Annotated in this window: 15 protein-coding genes; 5 read left to right on the plus strand and 10 right to left on the minus strand. The window is 69.3% G+C overall.

The window, feature by feature from the left end; translation table 11 throughout:
- Nucleotides 1-31: 31 nt before the first annotated feature.
- From AC2IPW_RS21925 to AC2IPW_RS21935, 3 genes are all read right to left on the minus strand, one after another.
- Entirely contained in the window at nucleotides 32-520 is a 489-nt protein-coding gene (locus AC2IPW_RS21925) for a hypothetical protein (RefSeq protein ID WP_003934831.1), read from the minus strand.
- Nucleotides 517-2,985, minus strand: a complete 2,469-nt coding sequence (locus tag AC2IPW_RS21930) for a molybdopterin oxidoreductase family protein (RefSeq protein WP_486375677.1) — start codon at nucleotides 2,983-2,985, stop codon at nucleotides 517-519. Before AC2IPW_RS21930 ends, AC2IPW_RS21925 begins: the two co-directional genes overlap by 4 nt.
- Before the next feature lie 62 nt (nucleotides 2,986-3,047).
- Nucleotides 3,048-3,491, minus strand: coding sequence for a response regulator (locus AC2IPW_RS21935; protein WP_003934832.1), 444 nt, complete (start codon nucleotides 3,489-3,491; stop codon nucleotides 3,048-3,050).
- Between the two features lie 146 nt (nucleotides 3,492-3,637).
- Here AC2IPW_RS21935 and AC2IPW_RS21940 point away from each other — a divergent pair, with 146 nt between their 5' ends.
- Nucleotides 3,638-4,012, plus strand: coding sequence for a DUF1330 domain-containing protein (locus AC2IPW_RS21940; RefSeq protein WP_289379315.1), 375 nt, complete (start codon nucleotides 3,638-3,640; stop codon nucleotides 4,010-4,012).
- Between the two features lie 9 nt (nucleotides 4,013-4,021).
- Here the strand turns inward: AC2IPW_RS21940 and AC2IPW_RS21945 are convergent, their stop codons facing one another.
- The gene (locus tag AC2IPW_RS21945) at nucleotides 4,022-5,113 is read right to left on the minus strand and encodes an Rv2629 family ribosome hibernation factor (RefSeq protein ID WP_486375678.1); all 1,092 of its coding nucleotides are present in this window, start codon (nucleotides 5,111-5,113) and stop codon (nucleotides 4,022-4,024) included.
- A gap of 299 nt (nucleotides 5,114-5,412) precedes the next feature.
- Here AC2IPW_RS21945 and AC2IPW_RS21950 point away from each other — a divergent pair, with 299 nt between their 5' ends.
- From AC2IPW_RS21950 to AC2IPW_RS21960, 3 genes are all read left to right on the plus strand, one after another.
- Nucleotides 5,413-6,633, plus strand: a complete 1,221-nt coding sequence (locus tag AC2IPW_RS21950; protein ID WP_486375679.1) for a glycosyltransferase — start codon at nucleotides 5,413-5,415, stop codon at nucleotides 6,631-6,633.
- A 523-nt stretch (nucleotides 6,634-7,156) separates the two neighbouring features.
- On the plus strand, nucleotides 7,157-8,644 hold the full coding sequence (locus tag AC2IPW_RS21955) for a flavin-containing monooxygenase (protein WP_486375680.1): 1,488 nt from the start codon (nucleotides 7,157-7,159) through the stop codon (nucleotides 8,642-8,644).
- 154 nt (nucleotides 8,645-8,798) lie between these two features.
- Entirely contained in the window at nucleotides 8,799-10,220 is a 1,422-nt protein-coding gene (locus AC2IPW_RS21960) for a serine/threonine-protein kinase (protein ID WP_486375681.1), read from the plus strand.
- Between the two features lie 51 nt (nucleotides 10,221-10,271).
- Here the strand turns inward: AC2IPW_RS21960 and AC2IPW_RS21965 are convergent, their stop codons facing one another.
- Nucleotides 10,272-10,679: an OsmC family protein gene (locus AC2IPW_RS21965; RefSeq protein ID WP_003934838.1), complete on the minus strand. Its 408-nt coding sequence runs from the start codon at nucleotides 10,677-10,679 to the stop codon at nucleotides 10,272-10,274.
- A complete protein-coding gene (locus tag AC2IPW_RS21970) occupies nucleotides 10,679-10,921 on the minus strand; it encodes a hypervirulence associated TUDOR domain-containing protein (protein WP_416061984.1) in 243 nt (80 codons plus the stop codon). The genes AC2IPW_RS21965 and AC2IPW_RS21970 overlap by 1 nt, the downstream gene beginning before the upstream one ends.
- Nucleotides 10,922-11,070: 149 nt before the next feature.
- Here AC2IPW_RS21970 and AC2IPW_RS21975 point away from each other — a divergent pair, with 149 nt between their 5' ends.
- Entirely contained in the window at nucleotides 11,071-11,685 is a 615-nt protein-coding gene (locus tag AC2IPW_RS21975; RefSeq protein ID WP_486375682.1) for a flavodoxin family protein, read from the plus strand.
- Nucleotides 11,686-11,721: 36 nt separating this feature from the next.
- Here the strand turns inward: AC2IPW_RS21975 and AC2IPW_RS21980 are convergent, their stop codons facing one another.
- The 4 genes from AC2IPW_RS21980 to AC2IPW_RS21995 are packed head-to-tail and all read right to left on the minus strand — an operon-like array spanning nucleotide 11,722 to nucleotide 16,125.
- Nucleotides 11,722-12,852 (minus strand): ABC transporter ATP-binding protein, encoded by a 1,131-nt coding sequence (locus AC2IPW_RS21980; RefSeq protein ID WP_486375683.1) that lies wholly within the window; start codon nucleotides 12,850-12,852, stop codon nucleotides 11,722-11,724.
- A gap of 8 nt (nucleotides 12,853-12,860) precedes the next feature.
- Nucleotides 12,861-14,168 carry an ABC transporter substrate-binding protein gene (locus AC2IPW_RS21985; protein ID WP_486375684.1) on the minus strand — a complete coding sequence of 436 codons (1,308 nt, stop codon included), beginning with the start codon at nucleotides 14,166-14,168 and terminating at the stop codon, nucleotides 12,861-12,863.
- Between the two features lie 20 nt (nucleotides 14,169-14,188).
- The gene (locus AC2IPW_RS21990; protein ID WP_003934843.1) at nucleotides 14,189-15,076 is read right to left on the minus strand and encodes a carbohydrate ABC transporter permease; all 888 of its coding nucleotides are present in this window, start codon (nucleotides 15,074-15,076) and stop codon (nucleotides 14,189-14,191) included.
- Entirely contained in the window at nucleotides 15,073-16,125 is a 1,053-nt protein-coding gene (locus AC2IPW_RS21995) for a carbohydrate ABC transporter permease (RefSeq protein ID WP_486375685.1), read from the minus strand. Before AC2IPW_RS21995 ends, AC2IPW_RS21990 begins: the two co-directional genes overlap by 4 nt.
- Between the last annotated feature and the right edge of the window lie 92 nt (nucleotides 16,126-16,217).

Raw genomic sequence — 16,217 nt, forward strand, 5'->3', positions numbered from 1 at the left:
AACGGTAGTCGTTTCCGAAGACGAGCACCGGTCAGCCCGTGACCATGATCTGCGCGGCGCTCTCCTTGAGTTTCGCATTGGCCCAGCGCAGTTGGCGTAGCGTCTGCGGGTGGCAGCGTTCGGCCGTGGCGAGCAGTTCCCGGTCCTGCATGGCCTGCGCGGTCTGGGCCAGTATCTCCCAGTCCAGCGAGACCCCGGCTGCCATCCGGTGGATCTCACGCAGGTCGTGCAGGAGCAGCAGGCCGGGCTCGTGGTGCCGGCCGAGCAGTTCGCTGCCCTTCTGCCGCAGCCGGGCCAGGATGGTGTGATCGTCCTCCGGCTCGGCGTCGAGGTCGAGACCGTAGTCGCGCCCGACCCGGGCGAGCTCGCGCACGTGCTGCTGGGACCAGCGCGCGAGATCGCGCCCGAGGTAGAAGATCTCGTGGTCCACCTTCTGCCGATCCGAAATCTGCAACAACTCCCCTGCCAGGTCGTTCTCAGCTCGGTGCAGTTCGCGGATCGCCATACCCACCTTGTTCACGATGCGCCTCCGCTCGTGTCGACGACAGTCTCGGTCACGGTGGCCGTAGGTCCGCCCTCGGTGTCGGGAACGCCGGCGCCCACCGGACGCGACGCGGTGGTCGTCGGTGCGGCGGACGGCGTGCCGTCACCGGCCAGGAGACGCTCGGCCCGGGCGGCTCCGGTCTTGAACAGGGGCTGTTTCGACGCCGGATCCCAGTCGGTGACGGTCAGTTCGTTGGCGGCCCGGCCCTCGGCGCTGCCCGGCTCGTGCCCGCCGGGGGTGTCCCAGTAGCCGTAGTGGAACGGCAGGAACAGCACCCCGGGGCGGATGCCGCAGATCCGCAGCCGTGCCTCCACCCGGCCGCGCGGGGTGGTGATGCGCAGCAGGTCGCCCTCCGCCCAGCCGTGCCGCTGAGCGTCGGAGGCGGACATCTCCACCCACACCTCGGGGGCGGCGTTCTGCAGCTGCGGCGCCCGCCCGGTCTTGGTGCGGGTGTGGAAGTGGTACAGCGTCCGCCCGGTGGTGAGCAGGTACGGGAACTCCTCGGAGACCACCTCGTGTGGGGGCAGGTATTCCCCTGCCTTGATCACCGCCTTGCCGAGGGGGTTCATCGCCTTGTACTCGGTCGGTTCGAGCGGGGCGCCGGTGACCATATCGCGGCCGTAGCTCTCGCAGTAGTCCGGTGCGCTCCAGAACTTCCCGTCCTCGTAGAGGCGTTCGGTGCCGTCGGGGTGTTCGTCGTTGCAGGGCCATTGGATGCCGCTGCCGCCGCGGAGCTTGTCGTACGAGAGACCGGTGTAGTCGCAGGGCCGTCCCGCAGTGCACTGCTTCCAGCCCTCGAACGCCTCCTCCGGGGTCGACCACTTGACCAGGGGCTGTCCGTCCTTGTCCTGCAGTCCCAGCCGGCGGGCGTAGTCGATGAAGATGTCGAGGTCGGCGCGGGCCTGCCCGGGCGGGTCGACGGCCTTCTCCGACAGGTGCACGGTGCGGTCGACGTTGGTGAACGTGCCGGTCTTCTCCCCCCACGTGGCGGCGGGCAGCACGACGTCCGCGAGTTGCGCGGTCTCGGAGAGGAAGATGTCCTGCACGACGAGGAAGAGCCGTTCCTGGCTGAGGATTTCGCGGATTCGGCCGAGTTCCGGCAACGACACCGCCGGATTGGTGCCGTTGACGTACAGGAACCGGATCGAACCGTCCTCGACGTACCGCATCATCTGCATCAGGTGGGTGGGCGCGGTGTAGTGCGGGATCCGCATCGGATCGATGTTCCACACCCGTCCGAGTTCGGCGATGTGCTCGTCGTTCGCCCAGTTCCGGAACGCGGGCAGGTCGCCGTCGGCCCCGCACTCGCGGGTGTTCTGCGCGGTGGGCTGACCGTTCATCTGCAGCACCCCGCACCCCGGCTTGCCGAGCATGCCACGGATCAGGTGCACGTTGTTCACCTGGACGGCGGCGGCGGTGGCCTGATGCGACTGGTAGAAGCCCTGTAGCACGGTGGACAGCAGCCGTTCGGCGGTGCCCAGGAGCCGGGCGGCCGCCCGCAGGTCGGCGAGCGGGACGTCGCACACCTGCGCGACCTTCTCCGCCGGGTAGTCCTCGAGTTGCTTCTCCAGTTCGGCGAAGCCGACGGTGTGGGCGTCGATGTAGTCGCGGTCGACCCAGCCGTGGTGCACGATCTCGTGCAGCAACCCGTTCATCAGCATCACGTTGGTGCCGGGCCGGGGTGCGAGATGCACGGTGGCCGCGCGTGCCACGGGCGTCTCTCGCGGGTCGACGCAGACGATCGCCGGAGGGTTCGGGCCGGCGAGCCGGTCGAGCACCCGGGTCCACAGCACACTCTGGGTCTCGGCCATGTTGTGGCCGTAGAGCGCGATCACGTCGGCGTGGTCGATGTCGGTGTACGAACCCGGTTGGCCGTCGCACGCGAAGGACTCCTTCAGCGCCGCAGCCGCCGTCGCCGTGCACAGCCGGGTGTTGCCGTCCATGTGGTTGGTGCCGATGCCGCCGTGTCCGATCAGCGCCAGCGTGTAGTACTCCTCGAGGAACAGCTGCCCGGTGGTGTAGAAGCCGATCGAACTGGGTCCGCGCTCCTGCAACAGTTCCTTCGTCCGCCCGGCGACGGCGTCCATCGCCGTGTCCCAGTCCGTTTCCACGAGCGCGCCGTCGCGCCGGATCAGCGGCGTGGTCAGCCGGTCCGGCGAATGGTTGGCCTGCCAGCCGAACAGATCCTTCGGACCGAGACGGCCGTGGTTGACCCGGTCCACCGCCCGGCCACGGACACCGACCATGCGTCCGTCCTTGACGGCGATGTCCAACCCGTCGCCGTTCGAGTGCAGGATCGTCGCCGACTGCACCCACGCCTCGACGTCGTCCTCGTCCACCCCCTCGGCGAGGTACATGTCGACCCTGGTCGGCCACGTCTCACCGGGGCCGTAGGGGGTGCGGGCGCCCCACGGGTCCCGGATCCGGTCTGTACGCGTCATACCGAAGGCGCTACCCACCGCGCGAGAAGCCAAACGTGCCACAGCGGTGCAGATGTGAGGACTCAGCTGCCACGCGGCAGGCGCACGATGTGGAGGAAGAAGTTGTCGATCCGGCGTATCACCTCCGCGAACTGCGGGAAGTCGACCGGTTTGGTGATGTAGGCGTTGGCGTGCAGCCGATAGCTGCGCAGCAGGTCTTCCTCGGCGGCGGAGGCGGTGAGCACCACCACCGGGATGTGCCGCAGTTCGGGGTCCGCCTTGATCCGTGCGAGGACCTCCCGGCCGTCGTACCGGGGCAGATTCAGGTCGAGGAGGATCAGATCGGGCCGCGGCGCGTCGGGATAGGGGTCGCGCCGGAAGAGAAAGCTCAATGCCTGCTCACCGTCGCGTACGACGTGCAAGGTGTTGGCGAGTTTGTGCTCGTCCAGGGCTTCGCGGGTCATCAACTCGTCCCCGGCGTCGTCCTCGACCAGCAGGACGACGATGGGTTCGGCAGGCTGGGTCATGTGGTGGGCTCCTGGACCAGGGGGTGCATGGAACGTTCTCCGACCGTATGCGGTGCGGCAACTGCTGTACTCCGGCCGCCGCGACCGGCCGACATGCCGGGAAGCGAAGACCACGGCGCGTCCGGTGTTGTGCCAGACTCCGGAACATGGCTGTCGATCCACGCGGTGCCGACCTGAAGCGCTTTCTCACCGAGGACCCGGGCGGGCCGGTGGTGATGCTGAACCTGCTGCGGTTCGGCGCCGGTGGTCGCGAACTCTATGCCCGCTACGCCGACGCCCTCCACGAGACGTTCCTGCCGCGCTACGGCGGCGAGGTGCTCTACGCGGGCGACGGGTCGACCGCTCTCGTCGCGGAGAACGGGCAGGACTGGGACGCGGTCCTGTTGGTGCGCTACCCGTCGCGGCGTGCCTTCTCCGAAATGGTCGCCGACCCCGAATACCAGCGGGTCACGGCGTGGCGCACCGACGCGCTGCAGGAAGCCGTCCTGCAGGCGACGGTGCCCTGGCCGACGCAAACCTGACACCTGCGGTCAGTAGCGCAGCAGTGCGCCGATGCCGTCCGCGGGGGTGAGGCGCTCGTCCATCCGGAGCACGGTGGCGCCGGTGGCCACGGCCGCGAACGGCAGAGCTTCGTCGGCGCGGCAGACGCGTTCGCTCCCCGAACCCATCTCGGACAGCGCTCCTGCGTCGGCAGCCACGAGCGACGGATCGTCGCCCACCAGCACCGTGGTGTCGTCGAGATCTCCCAGGATCAGCGTGTCGACCCGTCGTTCGCGCAGCGCCGCCGTCACCTCGGACGAACCCTCGACCGCCAGGCCGGTTCCGGCGCCGGCCCGATAGCGTTCGGCCGCGTCGTCCATTTCGACCAGGCGGCGTTGCGCGAGTTCCTCCTGGATGGACTGGCGGACCCGTTCGCGGTCGGAACCCTCGGCACGAGAGCCGGTCTGCACCTGCACCAGAACATCGCCGGTGCGCTGAGGCACGGTCTCCGCCAGATCCGTGCGGGAGCGGACCTCGCCGATCACGAACACCGGGTCGGCGTGGTGCTCGTCGACCAACTCGGTGATGCGGTCGGCGACGGCAGCGATGTTGCGGCGCCGCTGCTCCTCGACGTTGGGTTCGGGATCCCCGTAACCGGGTGACTGGGCGCCGGCAGCCTTGTGGATCGGGTAGCCCTCTCCGGTGACCGTCTCCTCGTGGAGTACGCCGCCGTGCCGGTCGTAGACGGTCAGGTCGCCGCCCGCGTGGTCGACAGCGGCCACGAGGTAGGGCCGACCGCTCGTGCCGTGTTCCACCAGCGGGAGCAGGTACGGCATGTCGGACAGTCGCACCTCGGTGCGCAGCGGCGGGCGCACGAGCCGCTCGTGCACGAGGACCCCTTCCGGGTTCGCCACGATCGCACGGCCGCCGCTGCCGACCGCCGTCGGTGCCTCGGTCAGCGCGCGCTCGACGTTGTCGAGCACGGCCTGCGGAGTCCCGAGTCGTTCGAGTTGCTCCGAGATGGAACGCCAGGTCAGTTCGGCAACCTTTGCAGCATCCTCTGTCGCATGCGAATCCTCGTAGTACACCGAGGCGAACGGGCCGGTCGCGGTGGTGAAGTCTGCGAATCGATCGGCGTGCACAGCTGCTCCTTCGTCGGTGGCCTTTCGAGTCGTGTGCCCGCGACCGACAGGAGTAAACGTGCCCGCAACGATCCGACGGCAATTCCCTCCACGCGGTTTACCTGCCGCAGAATCGGCAACCCTGCACCTGTGGCGTCCTCGGTGAACGTGCTGTCGTGGCACGTCCACGGTTTCTCGATGCCCCCGCATGTTCGGAGTCCGGACCGGTCACGGGTTCGCGGGTCGCATTCGCTGTCAGGCGGCGCGACGAGGCTGTCGGGCGACGCGACGAGCACGACGATCCGCAGAAGGGAAGGGCCATGAAGATCGCGATGGTGTCCGAGCACGCAAGCCCCTTCACGGCCCCGGGCGAGGTCGACGCCGACGGCCGGAAGGTGCACGTCGCCGAGCTCTCGGCGGCGCTGGTGCGAGCGGGACACGACGTGACCGTCTACACCCGTCGCGACGACCCCGACTTTCCCGAGCGAGTTCGGACCGACGACGGGTACGAGGTGGTCCACGTCCCCGCCGGTCCGCCGGCTCCGCTGCCGGCGGATGAACTCCTCCCACGGATGGGCGAGTTCGGCACCTTCCTCGAACGGGAATGGACGAGGGATCGCCCCGACATCGCCCACGCCCATTGCTGGATGCCGGGGATCGCGACCCAGCTCGCCGCCCGCGCCGTCACGGTGCCCACGGTGCAGACCTTCCACACCCTGGGCGTGGTGGAGAGCCGGCACCGGGGCGGTGCGGAGACCGGGTCGCCGAACCGGATCCGTCTCGAGCGGCTCCTGGCGCGCGGCGCGAGCCGGGTCGCCGCCACCTGCACGGACGAGGTGTTCGAGCTCGCCGCGCTGGGCCTGCCCCGCACCCGCACGTCCGTCGTGCCCTGCGGGGTGGACCTCGCACAATTCGCGCCCACGGGACCCCAGGCTCCGGCGCGTGGGCCGGGGCGCCGCATCGTCGCTGTCGGACCGCTCGTACCGCGCATGGGCTTCGACGTGGCGATCCGGGCTCTGGCCCTGCTCCCCGACACGGAACTGGTGATCGCCGGCGGACCGGCGGACGACGGCACCCCCGACGAGACCGCACGCCTGCGCGCCGTCGCCGGGCACCACGGCGTGCTCGACCGGGTGCGGATGACCGGACACGTGTCCCGGACGGACATGCCGGCCCTGCTGCGGTCGGCGGACGTCGTCGTATGCACGCCCTGGTACGAACCGCTCGGCCTCGTGCCGCTCGCTGCCATGGCGTGCGGCCGGCCGGTGGTCGCCACCGCGGTCGGTGGCCTGCTCGACACGGTCGTCGACGGGGTGACGGGCACGCTGGTGCCACCGCACGCGACCGACGCCGTCGCGGCAGCGGTACACACCCTGCTCACCGACCACGTCCAGCGCACCGCCTTCGGTCTCGCCGGCCACGACCGGGCGAGTACCCGCTACTCGTGGGACCGTTCCGCTGCCGACGCCGTGCGCACCTACGAGAGATGCGTCCCGGCGGATCCGCAGTCGGTGCGGTCCGTCCGCTCCGGAGCGCGCTGAAGCGTTCGGGCACGACGGGGATTCCCGGGTCTTCACAGAATTTTCGCGGATTCGGCCTACAGGTACGCCGCCGAGACGTTACTGTTGCGAACGAGGTTGAGAAGCAGCCGCATTTCGTTACGTAGGCGACTGCTGCTCTCCTGCCCAGCCAGGCGTTGCTCCAGCAGTCGGAAGTGTCGACGGAGGAACAGCAATGGCCCATCTGCTCGCCATCCCGGCCGCACCCCACGGGTGCGATCTCCGAAGCGCGTCACGGCAGGTCCAGCCGTGACGGTCAATGTCGTCCTGCTGCTGTTCGTGCTGGCAGCAGGCATCGGCGGCACCGCAGCGTTGCAGGGGGCGCTGCGGCGCCGCCGCTGAGTGCACCGCGGCATCGCCGCCGAGTTCCCTGCGGCATCGCCGCCGCGTTCCCTGCGGCATCGCCGCCGCGTTCCCTGCGGCATCGCCGCCGCGTTCACTGCGCGTTGGTAGTGTTCTTCGTCAGCTGCCCCGGTCGCCCAGACCCCGGGAACGGAGAAGCGCGATGCACGACGAACACGTCGACGTCCTCATCGTCGGCGCCGGCCTGTCCGGTATCGGTGCGGCCTGCCACCTGCAGGACGAATGCCCGGACAAGACCTTCACAGTCCTGGAGGCCCGCGACGCCATCGGCGGCACCTGGGACCTCTTCCGCTACCCGGGCATCCGATCCGACTCCGACATGTTCACCCTGGGGTACTCGTTCGAGCCCTGGGCCGAGCCCGAGACCTTCGCCGACGGCCCATCCATCCGCGACTACGTCCGTCGCACCGCACGCGACCGCGGCATCGACGAGAAGGTCCGGTTCCGGCATCGCGTGGTCCGCGCCGAATGGTCCACGCCGGCGGCCCGCTGGACCGTGACGGCCGAGCGCACCGACACCGGGGAGCGAGTTCGTCTGACCTGTGGCTTCCTCTTCGTCAATTCGGGCTACTACCGCTACGACGAGGGCTACACGCCCGAGTTCCCCGGCGTGGAACGGTTCACCGGCACTCTCGTGCACCCGCAGCACTGGCCCGAAGACCTGGACTGCACCGGCAAGCGCATCGTCGTCGTCGGCAGCGGCGCCACCGCCGTGACCCTCGTCCCGGCTCTCGCGAGGACGGCCGCACACGTGACGATGCTGCAGCGCTCCCCGAGCTACGTCATGTCACGTCCCTCGATCGACCCGGTCGCCGGCGCGTTGCTCGGTCGGATCCCGCTGAAGCTGGCCTATCCCGTCGTCCGCTGGGCAAACGTGCTGGGCAGCATGGCCTTCTTCCAGTTGAGCCGGCGCCGGCCCGATCTGGTCAAGCGGCTGCTACGCAAGGGTGTGCAGAGCCGCCTGCCCGCGGGCTACGAGGTGGACGTCCACTTCCGGCCGCGGTACGACCCGTGGGACCAGCGCGTCTGTTTCGTTCCCGACGGCGACCTGTTCCGGGCGCTGCGCGAGGGCCGGGCGACGGTCGTCACAGACACGATCGACACCTTCACCGAACGCGGGATCCGCCTGGGATCCGGGCGGGAACTCGACGCCGACGTGATCGTCACCGCGACGGGGCTGAACCTGCTTCTGCTCGGCGGGATGGCCGTGAGCGTCGACGGTCGCGACGTCGAGATGGGAAAGACGCTGGCGTACAAGGGGATGATGCTCTCCGGAGTGCCCAATCTCGCATTCACCGTCGGATACACCAACGCGTCGTGGACGTTGAAGGCCGACCTCGTCGCCGGATACGTGTGCCGCCTGCTGCGGCACATGGACGCACGCGGATATGCCTACTGCACCCCGACCGCCCCCGCAACCACGACCGAGACATCCCCGTTGGTCGATCTCGAGTCCGGGTACGTGCTGCGCAGCATCGATTCGATGCCCAGGCAGGGTCCCGCAGCGCCGTGGCGCCTGTTCCAGAACTACGTCCGGGACCTGGTGATGATGCGCCGCGGACGACTCGAGGACGGCGCCGTGCGCTTCTCCCGGGCAGCACTTCCGGCAACGACGCAGCCGGTGGCCTGAAGCCGCAGGCGAAAGAACCAGCGTAGAAGCGTGGTTCGCGCCCGAGCGCGACACTGCGCACGTCCGCCGCATAGACTTCCGGTGGAGGAGGCGGTCGATCCTTCCGGCGCACGGATCCGCAGCCACAGCTACTTCGAGGGGCGGAGAGTGACAGATGCAAGTTGGTGCCCTGTTCGGTAGGTACCGTCTGGACCGTCCACTGTCGGTGGACGCGACGGGCGAGGTATGGGCCGCGTTCGACACCACCACGGGACGGAACGTCGCGGTGCGGGCGCTGCCGCCGGACGTGACCGAGGACGACGAGTACCGCGCTCGTTTCGAACGCGAAGCCGAGATCGCCGCTCGGATCCGGAACCCTCGTGTGCTCCCGATCAACGACTTCGGGCAGATCGGCAGCAGGCTCTTCCTCGCAACGCCCGTCGTCGAAGGCACCGATCTGCAGACGATGCTCCGGTCCACCGGCGCGATGGACGTCCCGCGCGCAGTCGACGTCGTCGAGCAGCTGGCGTCGGCGCTCGAGGCCGTGCACGCCGCCGGACTGGTCGAACAGGAAGTGACATCGGCGAACGTCCTGGTGCAGGGCGACGGAAACGTCCTTCTCACCGATGTCGGGTTCCCCCCGCATCCCGGCACTGCGACGGGCGTCTACGGCCTGACGACGGTGCTGTACGAATGCCTCACCGGCGGACTCTTCCAGTCCTCGGGTGGACGAGCGGGGCCACCGCAGTCGTCGTCGGCGATCTCGGCCCTTCCGGCCGGCATGGTCGAGGTCATCGCACGCGGAACGGCACCCGAACCCGCGCGGCGCTACGGATCGGCGAGCGAGCTGGCCGCGGCGGCGCGCGCCGCAGCTTCGCCGTCATATCCGACCGGCAGGTCCGTTCCCGCGGTCGCTCCGCTCGCCCGGAACGGGCGCGTCCTGATCCCCGTTCTCGCGGCGATCGTCGCCGTACTCGTACTCGTCCTCGGCGGCATGGCACTCGGGGCCGTGTCGTCCGACGAGGCCGACCCGGCGCCCGTCCCCATTGCGGTGCAGCCGGCCTCTCCGACGACCGCGCCCTCGCCGTCACCGACCACCTCGACGGCCGAGGAACAGGAGCCGGCGCCCCCTCGGGAGGAATCCCAGGTCGCCGAGGTCCCATCGCAGGACGCCGAGGTTCCACCGCAGGACGCCGCCCCCGCGAGGCCGGCCCCTCGATCGGCACCGCCTGCCCCTGCTCCGGCGCCTGTCCCGGCACCGGCGCCGGCAGCGCCGCAGGTCCTGCCCTGCTACCCGGGCTACGAACACACCCCGCCACCGGACGGACCCTGCCTGCCCGCCGGGTCAGGCCCCGCGCCCGCCCCGGCGCCGGCACCGGCGCCGGCAGCGCCGCAGGTCCTGCCCTGCTACCCCGGCTACGAACACACCCCGCCACCGGACGGACCCTGCCTGCCCGCCGGGTCAGGCCCCGCGCCCGCCCCGGCGCCGGCACCGGCGCCCGCAGCGCCGCAGGTCCTGCCCTGCTACCCCGGCTACGAGCACACCCCGCCACCGGACGGACCCTGCCTGCCCGCCGGGTCGGCTCCGGCCGGGTAGCGGCGCTCGTATCCGCAGGGCGCTGTCACCGTGCGTGCCGGCTCGTGCTCGTCACGACGCGTGCGCGCCGGCGAGTCGCACCTGGACCGACTTCGCCATCGGACACCGTTCGACAGCCCGCAACGCGAGGGCTTCCCGCGCATCGCGATCCTCGACACGAGGCAGCCGCACGTCGACCTCGGCGGAGAGATCGAACTCCTGATTGCCCTGTGGAGTGAGTTCCACGCGGGCGTCCACGGCGCACTCCCCCAGGTCGTGATCGCCGGCCGACGCCGTCGCGATCAGGGTCTGGTACACGCACGCCGCCAGTGCCGCCGCATACAGTTGCTCGGGCGTCACCGAGTCGAACCCGGCGGCGTTGTCCGGCGTCGTCACGCGCAGGTCCGGCGAGTGCCCGTCGATGCGCACCGAGGTGTCCTCGGCCGTTGCGGTGTATCGATACGAATTCGGCTCTGCCATCAGGTGTTCCTCCGGTCCGCATTCCGCTTCGAGTGCCGGCGCAGCGCGCCGGCCTTGTGCACGGCATCGCTGCCGCTGTTGTCGCTGCGCACGCGGTACTGCGGATCGTCCTCCGAGGCTCGCACCGTCCGTCCGGCTGCCTCGGTGTCCGCGGTGAGGATCTCCTCCACCACGCCGCTCACGGTGCTGCCGTGACTGTTCCATTCCACCCCGTCGCCGACCCGGAGCTCTTTCTCCTCCACTGCCGTCCTCCCTTCCCACTGGCCGGCCGGTGCGGCTCGTCCCGGCACCGGTGCGGTCACCCGGATGCCCGCACCGCGGCCGGGGAAACCCGCGGCCGGGGAAACCCGCGGCCGGGGATTGACCCTCACCCGACCGGGTAACCGCACCCATGACCACCCTTCGTGCCCTTGCCCTGAACTGCACACTCAAGCCGTCCCCGGCGGAGTCCAGCACCGATCTGATGGTGTCGCATGTACTGTCCGCCCTCGCCCCGCACGGTGTGACCACCGAGTCGGTGCGGGTCGTCGACCACGACGTCCGTCCCGGAATAGAGGCAGACATGGGTGACGGCGACGAGTGGCCGGGCCTGCTCGAACGCATCGCCGCCGCCGACATCCTGGTCGTCGCCACGCCGACCTGGGTCGGCCACATGTCCAGCGTCGCCCAGCGCGTACTCGAACGCCTCGATGCGGAACTGTCGAGCACCGACGACGAGAACCGGCCTCGCATGGTCGGGAAGGTCGCCGTCGCCGCGGTCGTGGGCAACGAGGACGGTGCGCACAAGATCGTCGCCGACCTCTTCCAGGGTCTCAACGACATCGGATTCAGCATCCCGGCCCAGGGCTGCACCTACTGGAACGGGGAAGCGATGTCCGGCACGGACTTCAAGGACCTGTCCGAGGTGCCCGAACCGGTTTCCACGACCACGCAGGCGCTGGCCCGGAACGCCGTGCACCTGAGCACCGTGCTGCGCGAACGGCAGTACCCGCCGTATCCAGGCTGAGCCTGCCCTCCCGCGTGCCCCCGCTTCGACCGAATGTCACACGCGTTCGATCGAATCGACCGCATGTGACATTCGGTCGCCCACACCGAGGCGGGCACCCGTCGTCGCGGAGAAGAAGTAGACCTCACCCGGTTGCGGGAGCAGGTACACCTGTTCCCCCGGGCCGATCGCCACTCGCCGATCCACCCGCACCACAACCTTGCCCGACGCGCTCGACCAGTCTGCCGGCCCGGCCGCCGTCGCATGGACGAAGGCCTCCGCGCCGAGCTGCTCGACGAGGTCCACCGTCAGGGACAGGGTCCCGGACCGCCACGCGCCGACGGGAGTCCAGGCCTCGGGCCGCACCCCCACGACGATCCGTTCGGCGTCGACGCCGGCCGGTACCGGCACTCGCAGAGCGCCGAGCACGGCCGCGCCGTCGCGGACGGGTGCGTCGAGCAGGTTCATGCCGGGCGAACCGACGAACCCGGCGACGAAGGTGTTGACGGGGTTGTCGTACAGGACGCGGGGTGCGGCGACCTGCTGCAGGCGACCGCCGTCGAGGACGGCCACCCGGTCCCCCATCGTCATGGCCTCCACCTGGTCGTGGGTGACGTACACGGTCGTCGTGCCGAGCCGCCGCTGCAGTCCCGCGATCTGCGAACGCGTGCTGACGCGCAGTTTCGCGTCGAGGTTGCTCAGCGGTTCGTCCATGCAGAACACCGCGGGCCGTCGCACGATCGCCCGCCCCATGGCCACCCGCTGTCGCTGCCCGCCCGAGAGGTTGCCCGGCTTGCGGTCGAGCAGCGGCTCGAGTTCGAGCATCCGCGCGACGTCGAGCACCCGCGCCGTCCGTTCCACCCTGCCGACGCCGGCGTTGCGCAGTGCGAAACCCATGTTCTCAGCCACGGTCATGTTCGGGTAGAGCGCGTAGTTCTGGAACACCATCGCCACGTCGCGGGCCTTGGGCGGCAGTCCCGTCACGTCGGCCCCGCCGATCTCGATGCGGCCGTCGTCGACCGCCTCGAGGCCGGCGAGCATGCGCAGGCTCGTGGTCTTCCCGCAGCCCGACGGGCCGACCAGGACCAGGAACTCCCCGTCCGCGACCTCGAGATCGAGGCGGTCCACCGACGGCCGGTCGGCGCCGGGATAGCGGTGGGTGACGGATCGGAAACGTATGCTTGCCAATGCTTTCCCTACAGATTCGGGGTGATCTGACGGTCGATGATCTGCTGCAGCTGCCGCGCGACGTCGCCGAACGCCGTCGTCACGTCGGCGCCCTGCAGCGCGATCTGTTCGAGGCCGGTGCCGATGATCTGGTCGCCGCCCGGAACGAAGACGCGCGCGTAGTCCTGCGACCGGGTGCGTGCGAGTTGGTCGACCGCGGTGCGGGCGTTGGGGTTCTGCTCGAGAAACGCCTTCATCGCGGGATCCTCGGTGGCGGACTTGCGTACCGGCATGTAGCCGATCTTCTGCGAGAAATAGGCGGTGTTCTCTGCGTTGGTGACGAAGTCGACGAACTTCAGCGCGTTGCGCTTCCGCTCGTCGGAGATGTTCGCCGGAATCGCCAGTCCCGCACCGCCGGTGGGACACCCCGGCGTCCCGTCCGGGGCGGGCAGGAACGCGGTGCCGAAGTCGAACGCGGCGTTGGCGGTGATGCCGGACAGGTCGCCTGTCGAGGCGATGGTGGACGCGATGATCCCGGCCGAGAAGTCGTTGGCGATGTCCGTGGACACGCCCGCGTACCTGCCGGTGTGGATCATGTCCTTCAGGAACTGTCCCGCGGCGATCGTCTCCGGGTCGCCGAAACGCAGCCGCCAGCCGTCGGAGTAGGCTCCGCCGAACGTCCAGATCGGTCCTTCGAAGGTCCAGCCGAGGTAGTCCTTGGCATTGCCCCAGCCGTGCGCCAGCTTGCCGGATCCGACCACGCGCTGCAGTTCGGGGCCCCACTCGGCGAACTCCTGCCAGGTGGCGGGCCCGCGGTCGGGAAGACCGGCCTGCCGCCAGACGTCGCGGTTGTAGTAGAACAGCGGCGTCGAGCGGGCATAGGGCAGCGCGAAATGACGGCCCTCGAAGAGGTAGTCGGCCAGCAGCGAATCGACGTAGTCCCCGGTGTCGACGCCGACCTCGGTGAACAGATCGTCGAGCGGTGTGATCGCGCCGGTCAGCGCGTAGTTGAACCACCACACGTCCGACAGGACCACCACATCGGGCAGATCGCCCCCGGACAGGGCCGCGTTGAACTTCTGCGACACCTCTTCGTAGTTCTTGCCGCCGTCGATCAGGTCGACCGTCAACTCCGGGTACCTCGCCTCGAACCGGGCGATGAGCTCCCGCTCCACGTCCTGGGACTTGCCCGGGTGGTTGGACCAGAACTTGACGGTGTTCGCGGCGGTGGCGGGCTCCGACGGTCCGGACGAGCCGGTGCCGGCGCACGCGGCCAGCGCGGCGCTCGCCGCGACGACCCCCGTCAGTCCGAGAAACCTACGCCTGTCGATGTTCACGAGATTGCTCCTAGGAGAGTTCAGCCCTTGACCGCACCGGAGGTGAGGCCCTTGATCATGTGACGTTGCAGCGCAAGGAAGATCACGAGGATCGGCAGCATGGCCAGCACCGTGCCGGCCATCACCGGTCCCCAGTTGGTGACGCCGTCGTTGTTCTGCAGCTGGGTCAGCCCGATCGGCAGCGGCGCCACGGACGCGTCGTCGGCCATGAGAAACGGCCACAGGTATTCGTTCCATTCGTTGACCACGGTGATGAGTGCGAACGCGACCAGGGTCGGCCCGGACACCGGTAGCACCACCCGCCACAACAGGCGGACGTGCCCGGCGCCGTCCATCCGCGCCGCCTCGATGATCTCGGCGGGGATGGACAGGAAGTGGTTGCGCAGCAGGAACGTTCCGAATGCCACACCTGCCAGCGGCACGATGATCCCCTGGAAGGTGTTGCGCCATCCCCATTCCGCCACCAGCGCGTAGTTGGAGATGACGGTGATCTGGTTCGGCACCATGAGCGCGGCGACGATCCCGAGGAACACGAGGTTCTTGCCGGGGAAGCGCAGGAACACCAGACCGTAGGCGCTCAGGATGCCGAGGACGAACTTCACGCTCGACAGCACCGTGGTGATGATCAGCGAGTTCCGCAGGAACGTGCCGAACGGCACCGAGGTGACCGCCTCGGTGTAGTTCTGTGGATGGAACACGCCGGGCCACCAGGTGACCGGCAGCGTGTAGATGTCGGGTCGCTGCTTGAACGAGGTCACCACGATCCAGTACAACGGCAGCGCCACGACGAGCAGCGCCACGACCATCGCGGCGTAGGCGAGTACCCGGATCGTGCGCTCGCGTCGCCGGTACGGCTGCGCCGCTTCCGGTTCCGCGGGCGCGATCGGACGGTCCAGCAGCGTCGTCATTCTGCAACCCCCGCCCGCCGGCCCGACCGAATGTCACATTGGTTCGATGTAATCGAACCAATGTGACATTCGGTCGCATGCGCACGGACACGCCCACGCACGCGCCGGGGACGACGGGCGGGGCGCGGCGCGTCGTCGCGGTCCATCAGGCGCACCTGGTAGACCGTGACAGCCAGCAGCACGAGGAACATGATCGTCGCGACGGTGGCACCGTAGCCGGCCCGGAAGTTCCGGAAGGACTCGTTGTAGACCTGGTAGACCATCGTGGTGGTGCCGGTGCCGAGCGGTCCGCCTCGGGTCATCACGTTGATGATGTCGAAGACCTGGAAGGAGTTGAGCAGTACGGTGATCGACAGGAAGTACGTGGTGGGACGGAGCTGCGGCAGCAGGACGCGCCGGAAGGCGGTCCACGACGAGGCGCCGTCGATCGCGGCGGCCTCGGACAGTTCGGGACGCAGGCCCTGCAGGGCCGCCAGGTAGATCACGAACGTGTAGCCGAGGTTCTTCCACAGGTAGGTGAGGGTGACCATCACCAGCGCCCAGGTCGGATCCTGGTAGAAGTCCGGGGTGTTCAGCCCCAGCCTGCCCAGCAGATCCTGGACGAGGCCGAAGTTGGGGTCGAACACGAACTGGAACGCCACCCCCACCGCGGCACCGGAGATGACGAACGGGGCGAAGAGCGCGGACCGGACAAGGTTGCGGCCCAGCAGTTTCCGATCCAGCAGGAGCGCCAGCGCCAGCCCGAGCAGCATGGATCCCGCGACGGTGGCGACGGTGAAGGCGACGGTGTTGCCGACGATCTGCCAGGTGTCGGCACGGCCGAACCACTCGCGGTAGTTGCCGAGTCCGACAAACGTCGCGGTGGGGCTCGAGATGTTCCACTCGAAGAACGACAGTCGGATGTTGTCGACGAGCGGCCGGTACGTGAACAGGACCAGCAGCGCGAGATTCGGCCCGATCAGCGCGGCGAACAGCGCGTAGTCGCCCCAGGGGCGTCCCCACGGACCCCGGTCGGTTCGGGGCAGTACTCTTTCCGGACTCGAGCGCACTGCGGCAGTGTGTCTGCCGCGAACGAACCGGAGGTTACGCCGGTCTGGCGCCGACGAGTACTCTCGCCACCTTCGCGGTCACGAAGTGCTCG

Source organism: Rhodococcus sp. NS-SX18, from assembly GCF_057367935.1.